This window comes from Mycobacterium sp. (assembly GCF_044223235.1).
Taxonomy (GTDB): Bacteria; Actinomycetota; Actinomycetes; order Mycobacteriales; family Mycobacteriaceae; genus Mycobacterium.
The window spans coordinates 79,544-102,272 of record NZ_JBGAME010000004.1 but is presented as its reverse complement, the minus strand read 5'-3'; the positions used below and the strand labels follow the sequence as shown (position 1 = coordinate 102,272).

At 67.0% G+C, this 22,729-nt stretch carries 18 protein-coding genes and 3 pseudogenes; 2 read left to right on the top strand and 19 right to left on the bottom strand.

Translation table 11 applies throughout. The features are described 5' to 3' along the window. Positions 1–4: 4 nt before the first annotated feature. The 15 genes and pseudogenes from nuoN to ADBZ6K_RS08085 all read right to left on the bottom strand — a co-directional run bounded on the left by nuoN (position 5) and on the right by ADBZ6K_RS08085 (position 16,106). Positions 5–1,591, bottom strand: coding sequence for an NADH-quinone oxidoreductase subunit NuoN (gene nuoN / locus ADBZ6K_RS08155; RefSeq protein WP_526345370.1), 1,587 nt, complete (start codon positions 1,589–1,591; stop codon positions 5–7). Further along, entirely contained in the window at positions 1,588–3,165 is a 1,578-nt protein-coding gene (locus ADBZ6K_RS08150; RefSeq protein ID WP_526345369.1) for an NADH-quinone oxidoreductase subunit M, read from the bottom strand. Before ADBZ6K_RS08150 ends, nuoN begins: the two co-directional genes overlap by 4 nt. After that, on the bottom strand, positions 3,162–5,081 hold the full coding sequence (gene nuoL / locus ADBZ6K_RS08145) for an NADH-quinone oxidoreductase subunit L (protein ID WP_526345368.1): 1,920 nt from the start codon (positions 5,079–5,081) through the stop codon (positions 3,162–3,164). The genes ADBZ6K_RS08150 and nuoL overlap by 4 nt, the downstream gene beginning before the upstream one ends. Before the next feature lie 5 nt (positions 5,082–5,086). Beyond that, entirely contained in the window at positions 5,087–5,386 is a 300-nt protein-coding gene (gene nuoK / locus ADBZ6K_RS08140) for an NADH-quinone oxidoreductase subunit NuoK (protein WP_526345367.1), read from the bottom strand. After that, positions 5,376–6,098 carry an NADH-quinone oxidoreductase subunit J gene (locus ADBZ6K_RS08135; protein ID WP_526345366.1) on the bottom strand — a complete coding sequence of 241 codons (723 nt, stop codon included), beginning with the start codon at positions 6,096–6,098 and terminating at the stop codon, positions 5,376–5,378. The genes nuoK and ADBZ6K_RS08135 overlap by 11 nt, the downstream gene beginning before the upstream one ends. Continuing rightward, positions 6,095–6,735: pseudogene (gene nuoI / locus ADBZ6K_RS08130) on the bottom strand (NADH-quinone oxidoreductase subunit NuoI); the annotation flags it as partial. The gene ADBZ6K_RS08135 and the pseudogene nuoI, both read right to left, overlap by 4 nt. Beyond that, a pseudogene (gene nuoH, locus ADBZ6K_RS08125) lies at positions 6,711–7,856 on the bottom strand (NADH-quinone oxidoreductase subunit NuoH); the annotation flags it as partial. The pseudogenes nuoI and nuoH, both read right to left, overlap by 25 nt. Beyond that, complete coding sequence (locus tag ADBZ6K_RS08120) at positions 7,853–10,237, bottom strand: NADH-quinone oxidoreductase subunit G (RefSeq protein WP_526345365.1); 2,385 nt, start codon at positions 10,235–10,237, stop codon at positions 7,853–7,855. The pseudogene nuoH and the gene ADBZ6K_RS08120, both read right to left, overlap by 4 nt. 112 nt (positions 10,238–10,349) lie before the next feature. After that, entirely contained in the window at positions 10,350–11,705 is a 1,356-nt protein-coding gene (gene nuoF / locus ADBZ6K_RS08115; RefSeq protein ID WP_526345364.1) for an NADH-quinone oxidoreductase subunit NuoF, read from the bottom strand. Continuing rightward, positions 11,706–12,590, bottom strand: a complete 885-nt coding sequence (gene nuoE, locus ADBZ6K_RS08110) for an NADH-quinone oxidoreductase subunit NuoE (RefSeq protein WP_526345363.1) — start codon at positions 12,588–12,590, stop codon at positions 11,706–11,708. It lies immediately after the preceding gene. Beyond that, on the bottom strand, positions 12,587–13,912 hold the full coding sequence (gene nuoD, locus ADBZ6K_RS08105; RefSeq protein WP_526345839.1) for an NADH dehydrogenase (quinone) subunit D: 1,326 nt from the start codon (positions 13,910–13,912) through the stop codon (positions 12,587–12,589). The genes nuoE and nuoD overlap by 4 nt, the downstream gene beginning before the upstream one ends. 16 nt (positions 13,913–13,928) lie before the next feature. Next, positions 13,929–14,594: pseudogene (locus tag ADBZ6K_RS08100) on the bottom strand (NADH-quinone oxidoreductase subunit C); the annotation flags it as partial. 19 nt (positions 14,595–14,613) lie between these two features. Next, entirely contained in the window at positions 14,614–15,168 is a 555-nt protein-coding gene (locus ADBZ6K_RS08095; protein WP_526345362.1) for an NADH-quinone oxidoreductase subunit B, read from the bottom strand. Next, the gene (locus tag ADBZ6K_RS08090) at positions 15,159–15,518 is read right to left on the bottom strand and encodes an NADH-quinone oxidoreductase subunit A (RefSeq protein ID WP_526345361.1); all 360 of its coding nucleotides are present in this window, start codon (positions 15,516–15,518) and stop codon (positions 15,159–15,161) included. Before ADBZ6K_RS08090 ends, ADBZ6K_RS08095 begins: the two co-directional genes overlap by 10 nt. A 192-nt stretch (positions 15,519–15,710) precedes the next feature. Further along, entirely contained in the window at positions 15,711–16,106 is a 396-nt protein-coding gene (locus ADBZ6K_RS08085) for an Rv3143 family two-component system response regulator (protein ID WP_526345360.1), read from the bottom strand. 233 nt (positions 16,107–16,339) lie between these two features. Here ADBZ6K_RS08085 and ADBZ6K_RS08080 point away from each other — a divergent pair, with 233 nt between their 5' ends. Next, complete coding sequence (locus tag ADBZ6K_RS08080) at positions 16,340–16,987, top strand: SAM-dependent methyltransferase (RefSeq protein WP_526345359.1); 648 nt, start codon at positions 16,340–16,342, stop codon at positions 16,985–16,987. 7 nt (positions 16,988–16,994) lie between these two features. Here the strand turns inward: ADBZ6K_RS08080 and ADBZ6K_RS08075 are convergent, their stop codons facing one another. Together ADBZ6K_RS08075 and ADBZ6K_RS08070 are read right to left on the bottom strand one after the other, a co-directional pair. Beyond that, entirely contained in the window at positions 16,995–17,933 is a 939-nt protein-coding gene (locus tag ADBZ6K_RS08075) for a hydroxymethylglutaryl-CoA lyase (protein ID WP_526345358.1), read from the bottom strand. A gap of 41 nt (positions 17,934–17,974) precedes the next feature. Further along, positions 17,975–19,189: a CaiB/BaiF CoA transferase family protein gene (locus tag ADBZ6K_RS08070; protein WP_526345357.1), complete on the bottom strand. Its 1,215-nt coding sequence runs from the start codon at positions 19,187–19,189 to the stop codon at positions 17,975–17,977. Positions 19,190–19,642: 453 nt separating this feature from the next. On the opposite strand from ADBZ6K_RS08070, the gene ADBZ6K_RS08065 reads away from it, so the two are divergent. Then, a complete protein-coding gene (locus ADBZ6K_RS08065; protein WP_526345356.1) occupies positions 19,643–20,617 on the top strand; it encodes an alpha/beta hydrolase in 975 nt (324 codons plus the stop codon). 92 nt (positions 20,618–20,709) lie between these two features. On the opposite strand, the gene ADBZ6K_RS08060 is transcribed toward ADBZ6K_RS08065, so the two are convergent. Both ADBZ6K_RS08060 and ADBZ6K_RS08055 read right to left on the bottom strand, forming a co-directional pair. Next, entirely contained in the window at positions 20,710–21,711 is a 1,002-nt protein-coding gene (locus ADBZ6K_RS08060; RefSeq protein ID WP_526345355.1) for an oxidoreductase, read from the bottom strand. Positions 21,712–21,752: 41 nt separating this feature from the next. Continuing rightward, positions 21,753–22,619, bottom strand: a complete 867-nt coding sequence (locus ADBZ6K_RS08055; protein ID WP_526345354.1) for an HpcH/HpaI aldolase/citrate lyase family protein — start codon at positions 22,617–22,619, stop codon at positions 21,753–21,755. Positions 22,620–22,729 lie beyond the last annotated feature (110 nt).

The window sequence follows — 22,729 nt, the reverse complement described above, 5'->3', positions numbered from 1 at the left end:
CGCTTCAGCGCAAAAAGTGCGCCGAGTCGTTGGCCAGGTCCAGCAGCGGCTGCGGCAGCGCACCCAACGCAAAGGTGATCGCCGCGGTCAGCGCCACCGTGGCCGACGTCGTCCATCTCGGCGTGATCACCACCGGGGCGTCCTCCGGAGGGTTGGTGAAGAACATCAACACGATGACACGCACGTAGAAATAGGCGGCGATAGCGCTGGCGAACACGCCCACGACGACCAACGGGATGGCCCCGCCCTCGCCCGCAGCCTTGAATACGGCGAACTTGCTGACGAAGCCACTGGTCAACGGAATGCCCGCGAACGCCAGAAGGAACAGCGAGAACACCGAACCGACAACGGGATACCGGCGGCCCAGACCCGCCCACTGCGCCATCGTGGTGTCCTCGTGTCCGTCCCTGCCCCGCACGAGGCTCACCACGGCGAAGGCGCCGAGCGTCGAGAAGCCGTAGGCGAACAGGTAGAACAGCGTTCCCGACAGGCCGCTGTCGTTGAGGGCGATGACGCCGACCAGGATGAATCCGGCATGCGCCACCGCCGAATACGCGAGCATGCGCTTGACGTCGGACTGGGTCACGGCGGTGATCGTGCCTATCACCATCGTCAGAATGGCGATCGCCCACAGCACCGGGCGCCAGTCGGCCCGCAGGTCGGGCACCGCGACGTAGAAGATCCGCAGCATCGCGCCGAACGCCGCGACCTTGGTGGCGGCGGCCATGAACGCGGTGATCGGGGTGGGTGCACCCTGGTAGACATCAGGAATCCACGAATGGAACGGCACCGCACCCACTTTGAACAACACGCCGACCGACACCAGGCCGATACCGATCAGGGCCAGGGTGTTGTCCCGCGACGGGTCCGACACCGCCGCCCCGATGCCGGTCAGGGAGAAGGTCCCCGCGTCGCCGTATAGCAGCGCCACGCCGTAGAGGAAGAACGCCGACGAGAACGCGCCGAGCAGAAAGTATTTCAGTGCCGCTTCCTGAGACAGCAGCCTGTGGCGCCGTGCCAGCCCGCACAGCAGATACAGCGGCAGCGAAAGCACCTCGAGGGCGATGAACATCGTCAACATGTCGTCTGCGGCGGGGAACAGCAGCATCCCGGTCACGGCGAACAGCGTCAGCGGGAACACCTCGGTCTGCACGACACCCGCCTTGGTGGCGAGCTTTTCGGCCACGCTGCCGGGAACGGCCGCGGCCTGCGGGGTAAACGCGTCCAACCCGCCGGCGGTGTCCTCCGGGTCGGTACCCGGCGCGCGTCGTTCGGCGATGAGCAACACCCCGAGGATGCCGATCAGCAGGATGGTGCCCTGCAGGAAAAGGGCGGGTGCGTCGATCGCGATGGCGCCCATGACCGCAAGCCGCCCTGTGCCGCCGTGCAATTCGCGGATCAGCATGATCACCGAGACCAACGCCGCCGTCATGCCGCCGATCGCCAGCACCAACTGCGCGCCGAACCGGCTGCGACGCGGAAGGAACGCCTCGACGAGCATTCCGGCGACGGCCGCCCCGAACACGATCAGCATGGGGGACACCAGGCCGTACTCGACGGTGGGTGTCGGGATGTCCGCGGCCAGGATCATTCGCCCGGTCCTTCCGCCGTCGCGGGGAGTGGGTCGGTCTGGTTGATGATCGTCAGAGTGTGGCCGACCGACGGATTGATGACGTCCAGGGCGGGTTTGGGGTAGACGCCCAGGACGAGCAGCAGTGCGATCAGCGGTGCGACGACGGCCAGTTCACGGGGGATCAGGTCGCGGACCTTCTCGCTGCCGTCCTTGACCGGGCCGGTCATGATGCGCTGGTAGAGCCACAGGATGTAGATCGCGGAGAGGACCAGCGCGCTGGAGGCCAGCACCGCGAACACCGGGTAGCGGGTGAAGGTGCCGATCAGGACCAGGAATTCGCTGATGAACGGCGCCAGCCCGGGCAGCGACAGCGTGGCCAGCCCCGACACCAGGAAGGTGCCGGCCAGCACAGGGGCGACCTGTTGGACACCGCCGTAGTCGGCGATGAGCCGCGATCCGCGGCGTGACACCAGGAACCCGGCGATGAGGAACAGTGCGGCGGTGGAGATGCCGTGGTTGACCATGTAGAGGGCCGAGCCGGACTGGCCCTGGCTGGTCATGACGAAGATGCCCAGGATGATGAAGCCGAAGTGCGAGATCGAGGTGTAGGCGATCAGCCGCATGACGTCGGTCTGGCCGATGGCCACGATGGCGCCGTAGACGATGCCGATGACGGCCAGGGTGATGATGAACGGGCGGAATAGTGTTGCGCTGTCGGGGAACAGCTGCAAGCAGTAGCGCAGCATGCCGAACGTGCCGACCTTGTCCACCACGGCCATCATCAGCACCGCCGTCGCCGGCGTGGCCTCCACGGCCGCGTCGGGCAACCAACGGTGGAACGGCCACAGCGGAGCCTTGACCGCGAACGCGAACATGAACCCGAGGAACAGGGCGTTCATGATGGCCGGGTTGACCACGAGCTCGCCGGACGACGCCGCGGCCACGATCGCCCGAAGGTCGAAGGTGCCCGCCGCGAACGCGTCGCTGCGCGCGGTCACCACGTACAGCCCGACCACCGCGGCAAGCATGATCAGACCGCCGAACAGGTTGTAGAGCAGGAACTTCACGGCCGCCGCTGAACGAGCGGCGCCGCCCGCCCCGCCGAATCCGCCGATGAGGAAGTACATCGGAATGAGCATCGCCTCGAAGAACACGTAGAACAGCAACACGTCCAGCGCGACGAGGGAGATCAGCACCATGCCCTCGACGGCGAGCGTCAGCGCGACGTACGCATGCGCCGAACGTCCGGACAGGATCGAATCATCGGCGGCGTCGTTCCAGCCGGCCAGCAACAGCAGGGGCACCAGAACCGCTGTCAGCACCACCAACACCAGCGCGATCCCGTCGAGTCCCAGGATGTAGCCCGTGCCGAACGACGGGATCCACTCGTAGTCCTCGACGAACTGGTACTGCGCCCCAGTGGGGTCGAACTGCACCGAGAGGACGACGGCGACGGCCAGGACCGCCAGCGCCACCACGATGCCTGCGTACTTCGCGAATTGCCGTGCCGCCGAAGGTAACAGGATGATGACAGCGGCGCCGAGAAGCGGCACAGCCCACAACACGGTCAGCAGGGGGAAGCCGGCGGTCATCGCCACACCCCCGCGGCCACGATGGCGGCGACCACGAGAGCCGCACCCGCCAGCATCGACAATGCGTACGACCGCGCGAAGCCCGTCTGGATCCGCCGTAGTCCGTCGGAGGTGCGGCCCACCAGCGTCGCCAGCGCGCTGGTGACGCCGTCGACACCGACGTCGTCGATACGCACGAAGTCCCTGGTGAGACCCAAGCCGGGTCGCATGAGTGCGGTTTCGTTGAGGGTGTCGCTGTAGAGGTCGTGGCGGGCGGCGACGGTCAGTGCTGATACGTCGTCGGGTGCGGTGTTGGGGACCGGTCGGGTGGCGTAGAGGCGGTAAGCGACGGCGACGCCGGCGGCGACGACGGTCAGGGTGAGGGTGGTCATGGCCCAGATCGGGATGACGTGGTGGGGTTCGTGGACGCCGACCACGGGTTCCAGCCAGTGGGTCAGGGTGCCCCCGACGGCCAGCAACGCACCGGCGCCGACCGATCCCAGCGCGAGGATGATCATGGGTGCGGTCATGATCGCCGGGGATTCGTGGGGGTGGGCGTGGGGGGCCCAGCGTTTGTCGCCGAAGAAGGTCATGAGCATGACGCGGGTCATGTAGAACGCGGTGATCCCCGCCCCGAGCAGCGCCGCCCCGCCGAGCAGCAGCCCGCGTAGTCCGCCTGCGGCGAAGGCGGTTTCGATGATGGCGTCTTTGGAGTAGAACCCGGCGAACGGGGGGATCCCGATGATCGCGAGGTAGCCCAGCCCGAAGGTGGCGAAGGTGACCGGCAGGGCGCGTCGTAGTGCGCCGTAGCGGCGCATGTTGACTTCGTCGCCCATGGCGTGCATGACCGACCCGGCGCCCAGGAAGAGGCCGGCTTTGAAAAACCCGTGGGTGAGCAGGTGCATGATGGCCACCGCGTAGCCGGCTGGGCCGAGTCCGGCGGCCAGCACCATGTAGCCGATCTGGGACATAGTGGAGGCAGCGAGGGCTTTCTTGATGTCGTCTTTGGCGCAGCCGATCACCGCCCCGAACAGCAGCGTCACCGCACCGACGATCACGACGGCGGTCTGCGCCGTGGGGGCGAGGTTGAACACCGGCCCGGAGCGCACGATCAGATAGACGCCGGCGGTGACCATGGTGGCGGCGTGGATGAGCGCGGAGACCGGGGTGGGGCCTTCCATGGCGTCGCCGAGCCAGGATTGCAGCGGGACTTGGGCGGATTTGCCGCAGGCGGCCAGCAGCAGCAACAACCCGATCGCCGTCAAGCTGCCTTGGCCTAGGTCGGGGGCGGCGTCGAACAGGCCGGTATAGGACAGGGTGCCGGCGGTGGTGAACATGACGGCCAGCGCCAGGGCCAGGCCGACGTCGCCGACCCGGTTGACGATGAACGCTTTCTTGGCGGCGGTGGCGGCGCTGGGTTTGTGCGACCAGAACCCGATCAGCAGGTAGGAGGCCAGCCCGACGCCTTCCCAGCCGACGTAGAGGCCCAGGTAGTTGTCGGCCAGCACCAGCAGCAGCATGGCGGCGACGAACAGATTGAGGTAGCCGAAAAAAAGGCGTCGACTCGGGCCTGGACTGTGGGGTCGCTCCGCGAGCGTCGATCCCGGTGCCATGTAGCCGACCGAGTAGAGGTGGATCAGGGAGCCGACCCCGGTGATCAACAGGACGAAGCACACCGACAACGCATCGAGCTGCAGCCCGAAATCCACCCGCAGGTGCCCGACGGGGACCCAGGTGAACAAGGTCTGCCCGATCACGCGGTCCTCAGGCATCCGGCCGAGCAGATCGAGGAACAATTTCACGCCCCAGGCGAAGGACGCCAGCACGGTGGCGCAGCCGAGTAGGTGGCCCCACCGGTTGGTGCGTTTACCCCCGAGCAGCAGGACCGCGGCCCCGGCCAGGGGCAGCGTGATCAGCGGCCACAGCGTCGATGTCATCGGTGTCAGTGCCGCAGCAGGTGGGCGTCGTCGACGTTGGCTGATTGTCGGGTGCGGTAGATCGACATGATGATCGCCAGGCCGATCACGACCTCGCAGGCCGCGACCACCATGGTGAAGAAGGCGACGACCTGACCGTCGAGATGTCCGTGCATCCGGGAGAACGCGACGAACGCCAGATTGCACGCGTTGAGCATCAACTCCACACACATGAACATCACAATCGCGTTGCGGCGCAACAACACCCCCGCCGCACCGATGGTGAACAGCAATGCCGACAGGTACAGGTAGTTGTCAGGATTCACCCGGTTTCCCCTCGTCTGTCCCGTTCACGCTGCGCCGCACCAGGATGCTGCTCACCGAGATTGCGGCCTCGGAGCCGTCGGGTAGCCGGGCGGGCACGTCGACGGCGTTATGCCTGGCGTACACACCGGAACTCGGCAGGGTCGTCGGATATCCCAGACCCCGGAACCGTTCCTGCGCCAATTCCCGTTGGGTCTTCCGGTGTTCGAAGCGTTCCCGGTGCGTCAGGACCATCGCCCCGAGTGCCGCGGTGATCAGCAGCGCGCTGGTCAACTCGAAGGCCCACAGGTAGCGGGTGAAGATGAGCGCCGCCAAGCCCTCCACGTTTCCGCCGGCGTTCGCCTCTGCCAGGCCCACGAACCCGGTCGTCGTCGCCGAGCCGATGCCTGCGATCAGCAGGATCCCAAAGCCGAGCCCGGAGACGATTGCCGCAATGCGTTGTCCGCGAATCGTTTCCACGAGTGACTCCGACGAGTCGACGCCGATGAGCATGAGCACGAACAGGAACAGCATCATCACCGCACCGGTATAGACCACCACCTGCACCACACCGAGGAACAACGCGTCCTGAGCAACGTACAGAATCGCGAGGCTGATCATCGTCGTGGCCAGGAAGATCGCGGAGTACACGGCCTTCGGGGCGGCGACGACGCCGATCGCCCCGGCCACCGCCACCACGGCCAGCACCCAGAATGCGACCGCCTCGGGGTTCATGACTCCACCTGTGTCGTAACCTGCGTGGCGGGTTGGGTGGGTGCGGTGATCTTGCCGAGGTAGTAGTCGTCGTCGGTGGTGCCGGGGGCCATGGGGTGTGGTGGTGGTTGCATGCCGGGCTGCAGTGGGGCCAGGAGTTTGTCTTTGCCGTAGATGAGGTCGGCCCGGTTGTCGTCGGCCATTTCGTAGTCGTTGGTCATGGTCAGCGCGCGAGTGGGGCAGGCTTCTATGCAGAGTCCGCAGCCGATACAGCGCAGGTAGTTGATTTGGTAGACGCGGCCGTAGCGTTCGCCGGGCGAGAAGCGTTGGCCCTCGGTGTTGTCGGCACCTTCGACGTAGATGGCGTCGGCGGGACACGCCCAGGCGCACAGTTCGCAGCCGATGCATTTCTCCAGCCCGTCGGCGTAGCGGTTGAGCTGGTGGCGGCCGTGGTAGCGCGGTTGGGTGGGTTGCTTGTGTTCGGGGTATTGCTCGGTGATCGGTTTGGTGAACATCGATTTGAACGTCACGCCGAATCCGGCGAGGGCGTCGAGGAATTTAGGCACGAACGTTCTCCTTGTTCGGCAGGGGCGGCACCGGGAACCCGTTTGCGAGCGCGGCGGGTGGTGGTGCGGTGAGTGTGCGGCGACGCCGGGCGTTGTAGCCGATGCCCACCAGCGCCACCGCGGCGAAGAACGCGCCGTAGACGACGACGGTGGTCCACGGCGGGGACCCGTTCATCCGTAGGGTTTTGGCCACCGCGACGGCCATGATCCAGGTCAGGGAGGTGGGGATGAGCAGTTTCCAGCCCAGTGCCATGAATTGGTCGTAGCGCAGGCGGGGCAGGGTGGCGCGTAGCCACATGTAGAAGAACAGGAAGCCCCAGACTTTGGCGGTGAACCATAGCAGCGGCCACCATCCGGTGTTGGCGCCGTCGATGAGGCTGATGGGCCAGGGGGCATGCCAGCCGCCGAGGAACATGGTCATGGCCAGTGCGGAGACGGTGGTCATGTTGACGTATTCGGCCAGCATGAACATGGCGAATTTCAGTGAGGAGTATTCGGTGTGGAAGCCGCCGACCAACTCGCCTTCGGCTTCTGGCAGGTCGAAGGGCGCGCGGTTGGTTTCCCCGACCATCGCGGTCACATAGACCAGGAAGGACGGCAGTAGCAGGAAGATGAACCAGGTGTGGGTTTGGGCGGCCACGATGCCTGAGGTGGACATGGTGCCGGCGTAGAGGAATACCGACGCGAAGGTCAGGGCCATGGCGATTTCGTAGGACACCACTTGGGCGCTGGAGCGCAGTCCGCCCAGCAGGGGGTAGGTGGAGCCCGACGCCCAGCCGGCCAGCACGATGCCGTAGACCCCGATGGAGGTGACTGCCAGCACGTAGAGCACCGCCACGGGCATATCGGTCAGTTGCAGGGGGGTGTGGTGGCCGAACACCGAGACGACGGGGCCAAGGGGGATCACGGCGAAGGCGAGGATGGCGGGGATGACCGCGATGACCGGTGCCAGCAGGTAGATGGGTTTGTCCACCCCGGCCGGGGTCAGGCCTTCTTTGAGGGCGAGTTTGACTCCGTCGGCCAGTGATTGCAGCAGCCCGAACGGCCCCACCCGGTTCGGGCCGTAGCGCATCTGCATGCGGCCCAACACCTTACGCTCCGCCAGGATCGCCACCAACACCGTCAACAACAGGAACACGAAGACCGCGACCGACTTGACGAGGATCAGCCAAAACGGGTCATGCCCGAAAACCGTCGGATCGGGATGTGTCACCGGACCGCCTCCCGCTCGACACGCACGACCGCGCCGGCACCGACACCCAGCTGGGCGTAGGCAGCGCTTCCGGGCGAGTTCATCGGCACCCAGACCACCCGATCGGCCATCTCGGTGACAGACAGGGGCAGGCTGATCTCCCCGCGATCCGTGCGCAGCGTGACCAGATCACCGTCGGCTGCGCCGATCTCGGCGGCGGTGGCCGGTGACAGCCGCGCGACGCTGGGTCGGGCGGTGCCGGCCAGATACGGTTCGCCCTCCTGTAATCGCCCGGCGTCCAACAACATCCGCCAAGTCGCCAGCACCGCTTCGCCGGGACCCGGTGACGTCGATGCGGGGGCGGTGATCTCGGGTCGTAGAGGCGGTGCGCCATCCCAGGCGGTCGCGCGCACGCCTGAGCTGAGGCCGAGGTCCACACCCATCTCGTCGGCCAGGGTCTGCAGTACCCGTGAATCCGATGCGGCGTTGCTGGCCATCGCGGGACCGAACGGACGGATACGACCCTCCCAATTCATGAATGACCCCGACTTCTCGACAACGGGTGCGATCGGGAACACCACATCGGCCAGTTTGGTGACCGCGCTCTCCCGTAGTTCGAGACTCACTACGAACGGCGCCGCTTCGACGGCGGACAATGCGAGGAACGGGTCGGGCAGATCGCCGAGTTCGACGCCCCCAATCAGCAGTGCGCCGAGCTCGCCTGTATCCGCCGCGGCCAGGATCGCCGTGGTGTCGCGCCCGGGTGCGGAGGGCAGTTCGTCGACATGCCACTGCGCAGCGGTCCGCTCTCGGGCCGTGTCGTCGGATACTGGGGCCCCGCCGGGCAAAACGTTGGGTAGGCATCCGGTTTCGAGTGCGCCGCGTTCGCCGGCGCGGCGGGGTATCCAGGCCAGGCGTGCCCCGGTGGTGTCGGCCAGGCGGGCCGCGGCGGTCAGGGCGCCGGGGCTGGTGGCCAGCCGTTCCCCGACCAGGATGATGGTGTCGGCGGGTAGGTCGGTGGCCAGGGCGTGCAGGGCGGCGGCTTCGGCACCGGGGGTGGTCATGACCAGCCGCCCGCTCATCTTGGTCAGGCCGCGGGTGGCGAAGGGTGCGATCGCGACGACCTTCAGGCCGCGTTTGCGGGCGGCCTTGCGCAGCCGAAGGTAGACGATCGGGGATTCCTCTTCGGGCTCGATACCGGCCAGCACGACGGTGGACGCCGTTTCGAGGTCGCCGTAGGTGACCGACCCCGCCCGCCCGGCCACCCGGGTGGCCAAGAACCATTCCTCTTCGGCGCTGTGGGCGCGGGCCCGGAAGTCGATGTCGTTGCTGCCCAGCACCATCCGGGTGAATTTGGCGTAGGCGTAGGCATCCTCGACCGTGACCCGTCCGCCGACGAGCACCCCGGCGCTTCCCGCCGCGGCGGCCAGGCCGGAGGCGGCCACCGCGATGGCCTCCGACCAGGACGCGGTGCGGTGTTTCCCGTCCTCGTCGCGGATCAACGGGGTCGTGATGCGGTCGCCCAGGGTGGGGTAGGTGAAGGCCCAGCGGCCTTTGTCGCAGTTCCATTCCTCGTTGACTTCGGGGTCGTCTCCGGCCAGGCGGCGCAGTACGACGCCGCGGCGGTGATCGGTGCGCTGCGCGCAACCGGCGGCGCAGTGTTCGCAGACGCTGGGGCTGGAGATCAGGTCGAAGGGTCGGGCGCGGAACCGGTAGGCCTGTCCGGTCAGCGCGCCGACCGGGCAGATCTGCACGGTGTTGCCCGAGAAGTAGGAGTCGAACGCGGCCTGCGGCCCGATGCCGACTTGTTGCAGCGCGCCGCGCTCGAGCAACTCGATGAACGGGTCACCGGCGATCTGGGTGGAGAACCGGGTACACCGCGCGCACAGCACGCAGCGTTCTCGATCCAGCAGCACCTGGGCGGAGAGATTGATGGGTTTGGGGAAGGTGCGTTTGACGCCCTCGAATCGGGTCTCGGCGCGTCCGTTGGACATGGCCTGGTTCTGCAGGGGGCATTCGCCGCCCTTGTCGCAGACCGGGCAGTCCAGCGGATGGTTGATCAGCAGCAGTTCCATCACGCCCTGCTGGGCCTTGTCGGCGGCCGCGCTGCTGTGCTGGGTGCGCACGACCATGCCGGGGGTGGCGGTGATGGTGCACGACGCCATGGGTTTGCGTTGGCCTTCGACCTCGACCAGGCATTGGCGGCAGGCGCCGACCGGGTCGAGCAGCGGGTGGTCACAGAACCGGGGGATCTGCACGCCGATGAGTTCGGCCGCGCGGATCACCAACGTGCCCTTGGGCACCGACACCGCGACATCGTCGATGGTCAGATTCACCATCTCCACCGCAGGCACCTGCGCGGCGTGCTCTGCGGTGCGGTGGGTGGGTTCGGCCCGGGTCACAGCGCACCCCGTTTCCTGGGCGAGCAGACGCACGTTGACCCCGAAACCGCCCAGAAGGGGTGCTTATGCGTCTGCTCGGCGGAAGTCAGGCGCGTGGGTTGGGCGGAGAAGCTCACGCGCGCACCTCCTGGGGTGCGGCCAGCATCGAGGCATACGGGTCGAACGGACAACCCCCACCGAGGTGCGCCTCGTACTCGGCGCGGAACCACTTGATCGAGCTGATGATCGGACTGGCCGCACCATCACCCAACGCGCAGAACGACTTTCCGAAGATGGTGTCGGAGATGTCCAGCAGCTTGCCGATGTCTTCCTCAGTGCCGCGGCCGGTTTCGAGACGTTGGTAGATCTGCGCCAGCCAGTAGGTGCCTTCGCGGCAGGGGGTGCATTTGCCGCAGGATTCGTGGGCGTAGAACTGGGTCCAGCGCCGTACCGCGCGGACCACGCAGGTGGTTTCGTCGAAGATCTGCAGGGCTTTGGTGCCCAGCATGGAGCCGACCGAGGCCATGCCCTCGTAATCCAGGGGGACGTCGAGGTGTTCATCGGTCAGCAGCGGGGTCGAGGATCCGCCGGGGGTCCAGAACTTCAGTTGATGGCCGGGGCGCATCCCGCCGGCGTAGTCGAGCAACTCGCGCAGCGTGATACCCAGCGGTGCTTCGTATTGTCCGGGCCGGCTGACATGACCCGACAGCGAGTACAGCGTGAACCCCGGCGATTTCTCCGACCCCATCGACTTGAACCAATCGACCCCGCCGAGGATCACCGGCGGCACCGAGGCAATGGATTCCACGTTGTTGACCACCGTCGGGCACGCATACAGGCCGGCGACGGCGGGGAAGGGTGGGCGCAGTCGGGGTTGGCCGCGGCGGCCTTCCAGGGAGTCCAGCAGGGCGGTTTCCTCGCCGCAGATGTAGGCGCCGGCCCCGGCGTGCACGATGAGGTCCAGGTCGAAACCGCTGCCGGCGATGTCTTTGCCGAGGTAGCCCGCTGCGTAGGCTTCGGCGACGGCGGTGTGCAGGCGGCGCAGCACCGGGACCACTTCCCCGCGTAGGTAGATGAAGGCGTGGTGGGCGCCGATGGCGTAGGCGGCGATGATGGCGCCCTCGATGAGGAAGTGCGGGGTCATCAACAGCAGCGGAATGTCTTTGCAGGTGCCCGGTTCGGACTCATCGGCATTGATCACCAGATAGTGCGGCTTAACCCCGGCAGGTCCCGACGAAGTCTGATGGTCGCTCGGTAAGCCTCGCTCGCGTGGGATGAACGACCATTTGGTGCCGGTGGGGAAACCCGCCCCGCCCCGGCCGCGCAGCCCCGAATCCTTCACCAGCGCAATCACATCCTCGGGCGCCATCGCCAACGCCTTGGCCAACGCCCGATACCCGTCATGACGCCGATACGTATCCAACGTCCACGGCTCGTCGTCATCCCAGAACCGGCTCAGCACCGGGGTCAGCGGGGTCGAAGGTGGCATTCAGTCTCCCGATTCCGTTGTGGCCGGGTCGGTTTCCGGGGTATCGGGTTTGGGCGGCACCGTCGCCGACGGGCTAGGCGCGGGCTGGTCGCGGACCGACTCGGCGGCTTGGGCCTGTTCGTACTCGTTGTCGGACAGCGTTACTGCGGCATCGCCGCCCGAACCATACGGTGGCGCCGTCATATCCAGCGCGCGCGCGACCCTGACCCCGGCCAGGGTCGCCCCGGCGGTGCCTTTGGGGTCGGGTGTGTGGTCAGCGTCTGGCAACCCGGCGAGGGTGCGGGCGGTGGTGGTGAAGGGGGGGATGGTTCCGCCGCGGGTGGCGGTGATGGGTTGGTTGGTTTGGAGTTTGGTGATGAGTTGTTGTGCGGTGGTTGGTGTTTGGTTGTCGAAGAATTCCCAGTTGATCATGATTACGGGGGCGTAGTCGCAGGCGGCGTTGCATTCGAGGTGTTCCAGGGTGATCTGGCCGTCGTCGGTGGTGTGTCCGGCGGTGATCCCGAGGTGGTCTTGCAGGGTGTGCAGGATGGCGTCGCCGCCCATGATGGCGCACAGTGTGTTGGTGCAGACCCCGACGAGGTAGCGCCCGGTGGGGGTGCGCCGGTACATGCTGTAGAAGGTGGCCACGGCGGTGACTTCGGCGCTGGTCAGGTCGAGCTGCTCGGCGCAGAACCGGATCCCGGCGGTGGTGAGGTAGCCGTCTTCGGATTGGGTCAGGTGCAGCAGGGCCAGCAGCGCCGAGCGGGGCTGGGGGTAGCGGGCGATGATGGCCGCGGCGTCGCCGGCCAACCGGTCTGCGACCTCGGGCGGGTAGGCGGTGGGGCCGGCGATGGGGGGGCCGGGTTCCTGCGGGCGCGGCCCGAGCCGCAACTCCACCGGGCTCATCGGTCGACTCCGCCCATGACGGGGTCGATGGAGGCGACCGCGGAGATGACGTCGGCGATCATGGCGCCTTCGCACATGGCGGCCACGGCTTGCAGGTTGGTGAAGGAGGGGTCGCGGTAGTGCACACGGTAGGGGCGGGTGCCGCCGTCGGAGACGATGTGTACGCCGAGTTCGCCGCGGGGGGATTCGATGGCGGTGTAGCACTGTCCGGGTGGGACGCGGAGGCCTTCGGTGACGAGTTTGAAGTGGTGGATGAGGCCTTCCATGGAGTGGCCCATGATGTGGGCGATGTGGTCGGGGGAGTTGCCCAGTCCGTCGGGGCCCAGGCTCAGGTGGGCGGGCCAGGCCAGTTTCTTGTCCTCGATCATGACCGGGCCCGGCGCCAGCCGGTGCAGGGCCTGGTCGACGATGCGCAGGGATTGGGTCATTTCGTCGACGCGGATCAGGTAGCGGTCGTAGCAGTCGGCGTTGGTGCCGGTCGGGATATCGAAGTCGTAGGTGTCGTAGCCGCAGTAGGGGTGGGCTTTGCGCAGGTCGTGGGGTAGGCCGGTGGCGCGCAGTACGGGGCCGGTGACGCCTAGGGCCATGCAGCCGGTCAGATCCAGGTAGCCGATGTGTTGGGTGCGGGCTTTCCAGATGGTGTTCTCGCGTAGCAGCGCGGAGAGTTCGGCCAGCCGGGCGGGCAGGATGTCGAGCAGGCGGGCGATCATGGCCGGGGCTTCGTCCGGCAGGTCGGCGGCCAGCCCGCCGGGGCGGATGTAGGCGTGGTTCATCCGTAGTCCGGTGATGGCTTCGAAGACGGTCAGGATTTCTTCGCGTTCACGAAAGCCGTAGAACATGGCCGACATGGCTCCCAGTTCCATGCCGCCGGTGGCCAGGGCGACCAGATGGGAGGAGATGCGGTTGAGTTCCATCAGCAGCACCCGGATGACCGTGGCGCGCTCGGGGATCCGCTCGGTGATCCCCAACAGGTTTTCCACGCCGAGGCAGTAGGCGGTTTCGTTGAAGAACGGGGACAGGTAGTCCATGCGGGTGACGAAGGTGACGCCCTGGGTCCAGGTGCGGTATTCCAGGTTTTTCTCGATGCCGGTGTGTAGGTAGCCGATGCCGCAGCGGGCGTCGGTGACGGTTTCGCCTTCGATCTCCAGAATCAGCCGCAACACCCCATGGGTGGACGGATGCTGCGGACCCATATTGACCACGATCCGCTCGGAAGCCGAGGCGGCCGCGGTGGCGCGGGCGTGGGCGATGATCTCGTCCCAGTCCTGACCGCCCAGGGTGATCACCGTCTCGGCCGTCACTGCAGCGTCTCCGTCCTCGATGTGGGGGGTGTGGTCATCAGTGGTAGGTGCGTCGTTCGTCGGGGGGTGCGATGGTGGCGCCGTGGTATTCCACCGGGACCCCGCCCAGCGGGTAGTCCTTGCGCTGGGGGTGCCCGATCCAGTCATCGGGCATCTCGATGCGGGTCAGCGCGGGATGGCCGTCGAAGAGGATCCCGAAGAAGTCGTAGGTTTCACGTTCGTGCCAGTCCACCGTGGGATAGATCGAGAACAGCGACGGCACATGCGGGTCGGCATCGGGGCAGGACACTTCCAGACCGATGCGCCTCCGGTGGGTGATGGAGGCCAGCGGATAGACCGCATGCAGCTCCGCGCCGGCCTGATCGGGGTAGTGCACCCCGCAGACGCCCAGGCACAGTTCGAAGCGCAACCCCGGGTCGTCGCGCAGCGCCCGCGCCACCGCCGGCAGATACTCCCGGGCGATGTGCACGGTCATCTGGTCGCAATGCACCACCACCCGGGCCACCGCGGCGTCGAACACCTCGGCGCCCAGCACCTCGGCCAAACGGTCGATCACCTCATCGAAGAACCCGCCATAGGGGCGCGGACTGCCCGCCGGCGCGGTGACCGCGCGCACCAGCCGGCCATACCCCGAGGTGTCCCCGCTGCCCGACACCCCGAACATCCCCCGCCCGCCACCACCGCCGGCGTTCATCGGGGTCCTCGGCTCTTCGCGCGAGCGCTCATCGCAGGAGTCCTTTGAGTTCCAGGGTGGGGGTGGCGGCCAGGGCGGCGGTTTCGGCGGCGGCGACGACCTCGTCGCGGTGGACCCCCAGGGGCATCTCGGCGATCTTGGCGTGCAGGGTCAAGATGGCGTGCAGGAGCATTTCCGGGCGGGGCGGGCAGCCGGGCAGATAGATGTCCACCGGCACCACGTGATCGACGCCTTGGACGATGGCATAGTTGTTGAACATTCCTCCGCTGGAGGCGCAGACCCCCATGGCCAGCACCCATTTGGGTTCGGCCATCTGGTCATACACCTGCCGCAGGACCGGCGCCATCTTCTGGCTCACCCGGCCGGCCACGATCATCAGATCGGCCTGACGTGGGGTGGCGGAGAAGCGTTCCATGCCGAATCGGGCGATGTCGAACCGGGGTCCGGCGGTGGCCATCATCTCGATGGCACAACAGGCCAGCCCGAAGGTGGCCGGCCACAGCGAGCCTTTGCGGACATACCCGGCGATCTTCTCCACCGTGGTCAACAGGATCCCGCCGGGCAGTTGTTCTTCTAGTCCCAATTCAACCCACCCCGCCGCCACACATAGGCATAGGCCACGAACACCGCGGCCATGAACAACGCCATCTCCACCAGCGCGAACGTGCCCAACGCGTCAAAGGCCACCGCCCACGGATACAAGAACACGATCTCGATGTCGAACACGATGAACAACATCGCGGTCAGATAGAACTTGATCGGGAACCGCCCACCACCCAGACGGCTCGCCGCCGGCTCAATCCCACACTCATACGCCGCCAACTTCGCCCGGTTGAATCGCCGCGGCCCCACCACCAACGCAATACCCACCGAACCCACCGCAAACAACGCCGCAATCACACCAAGAACCAGAATCGGGGTATAGACATCCATACCGATAAGGTGCTCCTTCGTGGGCCGCCGATGTGAGCTACCCCATAGCCTAGCGGTCATTGCGACCGGGGCCACATATTTTGGTTAGTATCGGTTACTAACCGGACGTCCCTTCCGGGCGGGGGTATCCGCCACGTCAAAAGTCAACGGCCGCATGGCAATTTGCGTAGCCGGGTGCTGGAATCCTCCGGGTTACTCGGGGGTAGCGCGCAACAGCGACACGACCGCATCGCCGAGACGAATCGGGTCGATCGGGTGCGGTACTGCGGCTTCCGCACGCGACCAGTTGGCCAGCCACGCATCGTCGGGCCTACCCGTCAGCACCAGGATCGGCGGGCATTGGACTAGCTCGTCTTTGAGTTGCTTGGCGATTCCCATACCGCCCGCGGGGGTTGCCTCGCCGTCGAGGATCGCCAGGTCGATGCCACCGGCGTCCATCTGCTTGATCACCATCGGCGCGGTTGCTACCTCGGTGTATGTCAGTTCGGGCAACTCGGGATGAACCCGCTTGCCGAGTGCCAATTGCACGGTTTCCCGCGTCCTTGGGTTGCTGCTGTACACCAGGACCCGCAGTGCCCGCTCGGCCATGGGACGAATGCTATGCCATCGGCGCGGCGGGCCGTCCACACCACAGCCGTGCGGAATGGCCGTCGTTTGCTGAAACGTCCGGTGCCGCAGTGCGTCGCGGTGCGCGGGGTGCGCGTATCCCGGGGATCGTGACTCGCCCCCGGCGCGAGCGAAAGTTGTTTCGGGGCCTGCCCATTCGGACCCGACCGTGAGACCCTTGACCTGAAGTGCCGTTGACGTATCACACTGTGGCCATGGCAACCACACCATCCACACCGTCCCGGTCGCGGTTCGACAACGCATATCGGTCGCGGACCGCGCCATGGGTGATCGGCGAGCCGCAGCCTGCGATCATCGAGGTGGAACGTGCGGGCTTGATCGCAGGCAAGGTCCTCGACGTCGGCTGCGGCACGGGGGAACACACTATATTGCTCACCCGACTCGGGTACGACGTGCTGGGGATCGACTTTGCTCCTCACGCCATCGAACAGGCCAGGCAGGCGGCCGCCGACCGAGGCGTCGACGCCCGGTTCGAGGTCGCGGATGCAATGGACCTCGGCGCCGAACCCCGGTATGACACCGTCGTGGACAGCGCGCTGTTCCACATCTTCGGGGCCTTCGGAGACCACGACCGATCCCGCTATGTTGCCAGCCTGCGCGGCGCCACCCGTCCGGGAGCGCGCGTACACGTGCTCGCACTGTCCGACGCAGGGCGCGGATTCGGACCCGAGGTCAGCGACGACACGATCAGAGACGCGTTTGCCGACGGCTGGGAACTCGAGGCGTTGAGCGCCACGGTCTATCGGGGCATTGTCTTTGCGGCGCAGGCCGACGCGATCGGGCTGCCGGTGGGGAGCCGGGTTGAGGAGCCGGCCTGGCTAGCGCGTATGCGACGGATCTGATTCTCCGTCAGATTCCTTGTGTTCGTTGGCTATTCGACGGCTTCTCGATCTCAGCCGCGATCCTGTCGCCGGCTCGCAGCAGTGCGCTCGGTAGATCGTGGCCGACGACGGACCGGGCGACGCCCGCGGCGGCGATAGCCGCCTCCAGGTCGACGTCGACGTCGATGTCGCTGTCCCGCAGCAGATACACCAGGTCCTCGGTCGCGATGTTGCCGCTTGCGCCCGGCGCGAACGGGCAGCCGCCCAGGCCGCCAACCGACGCGTCGAGCCTGGTGACCCCGCTCGTGACGGCGGCGTAGGCGCTGGCGAGCCCGGCGCCACGGGTGTTGTGGAAATGCGCACCCAGCGGCAGGTCGCCGGTCAACGGCGTGAGCCGATCGATGAGATCGGTTACCCGTTTTGGCGTGGCGGTTCCGATGGTGTCGGCGATCGCCAGCCGGTCGGCGCCGAAATCTGTTGCACGCGAAACGATGTCGAGTACACGCTGAGTGGGTGTCGGGCCGTCGAACGGGCAATCCCATGCGGTGGCGATGATCACCTCGACCGTGACGCCACTGCCGTGGGCGATCGCCACGATCTCGCGGATGAGGGCGGTCGCTTCCGCCGACGAGCGGCCCACGTTGGCGTTGCTGTGGCCGTCAGCGGCCGAAACCACGTACTCGATCGCTCGCAAACCCGCCGCCACCGCGCGCTTTGCGCCCCCGGCACCCGCCACCAGCGCGGAGAACTCGATATGGGGGAACCGCCACAGCTCGGAGGCAAGGTCAGCGGCGTCGGCCAGCGCGGGCACTTTCGACGGGGAGACGAACGCGGTGACCTCGACTTCGCGAACGCCGGTGGCCGAGACGGCCTCCAGCAACTCGAGTTTCGCCGATAGCGGGACGGGCGTCTCGATCTGCAGGCCGTCGCGCAGCGAAACTTCTCTGATGTCAACATGTGTCGGCATGCGTCTCGGCTCGTGTGTCGGCTCGTGTGTCGAGGTGGTCATCACACCACTCCCTCCTCGCGCAGCCGCTCGAGCTCGGCGCTGCTCTTCCCGAGCAGTTCGAGGTAGATCTCGTCGTTGTGCCGGCCGGGCGTGGCAGGGCCCGCGTTGCGTACCGCACCAGGCGTGGCCGACAGGACCGGCACGATCCCTGGGCCCAGCACCGAGCGGCCGATGCGTTCGTCCCAATGCTCGACGAGCATCCCGCGGGCGCGTAGCTGAGCGTCGCCGACGACGTCGGCCACCGTATTGATCGGGCCTGCGATCACACCCGCCGCGCTGAGTGTGTCGATGATGTCACCGGGCTGGCGTTCGGCCGCCCAGTCGCCGATGATCTTGTCCAGCTCGTCCTGGTTACGGCCCCGTGCGCCGTGGTGGGCGAACCGGTCGTCGGTGGCCAGCTCGGGCCTGCCCATCGCCCGGCACAGCCGGCGGAAGACGGTGTCCTGGTTTGCCGCGATCACCACCCAGCTGCCGTCGGCGCTACGGTAGATGTTCGACGGGGCAATACCGTCGAGCCGGGTGCCCGACGGGCCGCGGACCACCCCGCCCACGTCATAGTCGGGAATGGTGGACTCCTGCACCGCCAGGCACGACTCCGTCAGCGCCGCGTCGACCACCTGGCCCTCGCCGGTCACCGAGCGCCGATAGAGCGCCGCCAGCGCACCCTGCGCGGCGAACATGCCGGCCAGGGTGTCGCCGATCGACAGGGCCATCCGGGGCGGGGGACCGCCGGGGAAGCCGTTGAGGTGGCGCAGCCCGCTGGCCGCTTCGGCCACCGATGCGTATCCCGCCTTGTGCGCGTCCGGTCCTGTCTGCCCGTAGCCCGAGACGCGCACGAGGATCAGTCCCTTGTTGCGGCCCCGGAGCGTCTCGTAGCCGAGGTCCCACTTCTCCAATGTGCCCGGGCGGAAGTTCTCCACCACGATGTCGGATCGCTCCGCCAGTTCCAGGAACAGGTCGCGGCCCGCCGGCTCGCGCAGGTTCAGGGTGACGGCCTTCTTGTTGCGCGCGTGCACGGTCCAGAAGACGTGGTGCCCGTCCAGTTCGGCCTGCCCCCACGTGCGCAGCGGATCGGGCGCCCCGGGCGGCTCGATCTTGATCACCTCGGCGCCCATGTCGCCGAGTAATCGGCCCGCGAAAGGGCCCGCGATGAGAGTGCCGAGCTCGAGCACCCGCACGCCGTCGAGTGCACCGGTCGGCGTGGTGTTGATCACGTCAGCAGGATCCTCCAGAAGGTGGGTGGACGGAAGCGGGCGTGCGGACGGTCATTCCTCATTACTGATTAGTGACTTTTCGGCTCCGATATCGAATCCGGGTTCGATCGAGGCGAACAGCCGGAATGAGCCCGTGGCTCCTCGATATGACCGTCACCACATCGCCAAGCCTATCCGTCTGCGCAGGTGACAGCTCTGACGGGCGTGTGAGCGGCGCCGTTGCCGATTTCGGCCCGTGCGTCGGGCGACGCGCGCGAGCTCTGCTTGAGTTTTCTCTTAATGCGGGCACATGTTTTACTCATGTCGCGACAACTGAAACTCTTCACGCTCGGCTCCATGAGCTGAGCGGTCTGGGCACCTGATGCGTGAAACGCTGAAGGGCCGAGGAGCGATCTCCGATCATGGCCTTGGATGGCGTGTTTACCCGGTAACGAAAGATGGATGGATTGGCGTATGACGTTCGTTGAGAAAATGCGTGGCCAGTGGGTCCGCCGGTTCTCGATCGCCGCGCTGGCGGCGATCCTGCTGCCGGGCCTGATCGGTCTGGCTGGTGGGTCCGCGACTGCCGGGGCGTTCTCGCGGCCCGGCCTGCCGGTCGAGTACCTGATGGTTCCCTCGCCGTCGATGGGTCGGGATATCAAGATCCAGTTCCAGAGTGGCGGTCCGAATTCCCCCGCGGTGTACCTGCTGGACGGTCTGCGGGCGCAGGAAGACTTCAACGGCTGGGATATCAACACCCAGGCGTTCGAGTGGTACCTCGACTCGGGTCTGTCGATTGTGATGCCCGTCGGCGGTCAGTCCAGCTTCTACGCGGACTGGTACGCGCCTGCGCGCAACAACGCGGGTCCGCCGCTGACCTACAAGTGGGAGACCTTCCTGTCCTCCGAGCTGCCGGGGTGGTTGCAGGCCAACCGCGACGTGCGGCCCACCGGTAACGCGGCGATCGGCCTGTCGATGGCCGGATCCGCCTCGCTGATCCTCTCGGTGTATCACCCGCAGCAGTTCGTCTATGCCGGTTCGATGTCGGGCTTCCTGAACCCGTCCGAGGGCTGGTGGCCGATGCTCATCGGTGTCTCGATGGGTGACGCCGGTGGCTTCAAGGCCGAGGACATGTGGGGCCCGTCCAGCGACCCGGCGTGGAAGCGCAACGACCCGATGGTGCAGATCCCCCAGATCGTCGCCAACGGCACCCGAATCTGGATCTACTGCGGCAACGGCCAGCCCAATGAGCTCGGCGGCGGCGATCTGCCTGCCACCTTCCTGGAGGGCCTGACCATCCGCACCAACATCACGTTCCGCGACAACTACCTGGCCGCGGGTGGCACCAACGGTGTCTTCAACTTCCCGGACAACGGCACCCACAACTGGGCGTACTGGGGCCGGGAGCTGCAGGCCATGAAGCCGGATCTGCAGGCTCACCTGCTCTGATACCGGGTCCTGAACCCCGATCGAGACACGAAGTCCCCCAACTCAGGTTGGGGGACTTCGCGTCTGTGCAGGCGTCTGTGCAGGTGCCCGGACTAGAAGCCGCCGGAGACGCGGACGACCGCGCGGCCCGAGTAGCGGCCGGCCAGGATCTCCTCGAACACCGCGACGACGTCTTTGACATCGACATCACGGGATACCGAGTCGAGGTGCCGAGGCTTCAGCGGTCCCCCCAGCCGCTCCCACAGCGCTCTGCGGGGCCCGATCGGCACGTTGACCGAGTCGATGCCCAACAGCGCGACACCGCGCAGGATGAAGGGCATCACGGTGGTGTGCAGGGCGGCCCCGCCCGTCAAGCCGCTGGCGGCGACCGCGCCGCCGTAGTTCAGCGCGCTGATCACATCGGCCAGGGCGGCACCGCCGACGCAGTCGACTGCGCCCGCCCATCGGGCCTTCGCCAGCGGGCGGGGCTTGGCCTCGGGATCCTCGGGAAGTCTGGAGATCACCTCGGCGGCCCCGAGCTGCTTCAGCGTCGCCTCCGATTCGACTTTGCCCGTCGAGGCGACGACGTGATAGCCGGCGCCGGCGAGCAGGTCGATGCTCACCGAACCGACACCGCCGGTGGCGCCGGTGACGACGACGGGGCCGTCGTCGGGCGTGATGCCACGGTCCATGAGGGCCTGGACGCTCATCGCCGCGGTGAATCCCGCGGTGCCGATCGCCGCACCTTCCCGCGGCGTCAGCGCTCCCAGCTTGACCACCCAGTCCGCGGGTAGCCGGGCGTACTCGGAGTAGCCGCCGTGGCGGGCGGTGCCGACTTCGTAGCCGTGCGCCAACACCAGGTCGCCGGGTGCGAAGTCGTCCGACGAGGATTCGACGACCTCACCCGTCAGGTCGATGCCCGGCACGATCGGGTAGTTGCGCACCACCCCGCCCTTGGGGGTGACGGCGAGGCCGTCCTTGAAGTTGACGCTGGAATAGAGGACACGGACGATGACATCACCGGGCGGCAGATCGTCTGCCGTGAGCGTCTCGACCGCGGTCGTGATCGCGCCGGAGTCGTCCTGCCGTGCCATGAATGCCTGAAATGTCTGCACGGCATGACGCTATACCCGGTCATGACGGCAGCGGCATGGCCCTACTCGGTCGTCGTCAGCCCCAGTTTGCCGGCCAGCGCGAGCGTGGCTTCGGCGCGGGCGAGGGTGGGCTTGGCGCTTCCGTCGTAGACGTTTGCCGCGTCGGAGAGCCGCGCCACCGTCTCGCGGGCCGCCGCGATCTCGGCCGGCGACGGGCTGAGCAGCGTGTTGATGGCTTGGGCGTGCTCGGCGGCCAGGCACAACCGGCCCGACATGCCGGTCGACCTCGCGATCTGACTGTCGCGGTCGAGGTCCGCGGCGTTGACGCGCAGTGTGGGTCCGTCGATGGGGGCGGGCAGGCCGGTGGCGCGGCTGGCGATGACGAGGCGGCCCCGTGGGTAGGCGAGCGTGGTCGGATCGGCCGACATTCCGGTGTCCATCCGGAAGTCGCCGATGCCGAAGGCCAGCCGGGCGCATGAGCTGTGGCGGGCGATATCGAAGGCCGATTCGATGCCGAGCGCCGACTCGATGAGCGCGACGACCGGTGTGCCCGGCGGCAGGTGGGCGGCGGTGGCGGCGACGTCGGCGGGGGACTCGGTCTTGGCCAGCACCACTCCGTCGAGGCCGGGCGCGAAGCCGACGGCTTCCAGGTCGGCGGCCCAGGTGTCCGACGTGATGCCGCCGATGCGCACCCACGCACGATTGCCTGCCCCCAGCCAGGAGGCGACGCACCGCCGGCCGTCGTTTTTCAGCGGCGCAGGCAGGCCGTCCTCGATATCGAGGACGAGGACGTCGACGGCAGAGTTGCGTGCCGCGTTGAACTCGTCGAAGCTGTCCGGCCTACCGGGGAGCAGAAGCCAACTGCGGGCCACCGACCAGTGCGGTCTGGTGAGTGATGTAGCTCCATTGGCGGTCCCGCTTTGGGCCATGTTCACACCTTTCGTCACTTGTGAGCTTGATCATCCAGTGTGTGCCGCGGCATGGCCAACATTGTTCTCATTTAGTTCGTGATGGACATTGAGGTCGTGTGGGGAGGTCG

Excerpts from the sequence above, each read along its gene's own strand:
- nuoN (WP_526345370.1), bottom strand. The coding sequence starts at position 1,591 with ATGATCCTGGCCGCGGACATCCCGACACCCACCGTCGAGTACGGCCTG.
- ADBZ6K_RS08150 (WP_526345369.1), bottom strand. The coding sequence starts at position 3,165 with ATGACCGCCGGCTTCCCCCTGCTGACCGTGTTGTGGGCTGTGCCGCTT.
- nuoL (WP_526345368.1), bottom strand. The coding sequence starts at position 5,081 with ATGACATCGACGCTGTGGCCGCTGATCACGCTGCCCCTGGCCGGGGCC.
- ADBZ6K_RS08135 (WP_526345366.1), bottom strand. The coding sequence starts at position 6,098 with ATGAACCCCGAGGCGGTCGCATTCTGGGTGCTGGCCGTGGTGGCGGTG.
- nuoF (WP_526345364.1), bottom strand. The coding sequence starts at position 11,705 with ATGCCACCTTCGACCCCGCTGACCCCGGTGCTGAGCCGGTTCTGGGAT.
- nuoE (WP_526345363.1), bottom strand. The coding sequence starts at position 12,590 with ATGAGCCCGGTGGAGTTGCGGCTCGGGCCGCGCCCGCAGGAACCCGGC.
- ADBZ6K_RS08090 (WP_526345361.1), bottom strand. The coding sequence starts at position 15,518 with ATGGATGTCTATACCCCGATTCTGGTTCTTGGTGTGATTGCGGCGTTG.
- ADBZ6K_RS08085 (WP_526345360.1), bottom strand. The coding sequence starts at position 16,106 with ATGGCCGAGCGGGCACTGCGGGTCCTGGTGTACAGCAGCAACCCAAGG.
- ADBZ6K_RS08080 (WP_526345359.1), top strand. The coding sequence starts at position 16,340 with ATGGCAACCACACCATCCACACCGTCCCGGTCGCGGTTCGACAACGCA.
- ADBZ6K_RS08075 (WP_526345358.1), bottom strand. The coding sequence starts at position 17,933 with ATGCCGACACATGTTGACATCAGAGAAGTTTCGCTGCGCGACGGCCTG.
- ADBZ6K_RS08065 (WP_526345356.1), top strand. The coding sequence starts at position 19,643 with ATGACGTTCGTTGAGAAAATGCGTGGCCAGTGGGTCCGCCGGTTCTCG.
- ADBZ6K_RS08055 (WP_526345354.1), bottom strand. The coding sequence starts at position 22,619 with ATGGCCCAAAGCGGGACCGCCAATGGAGCTACATCACTCACCAGACCG.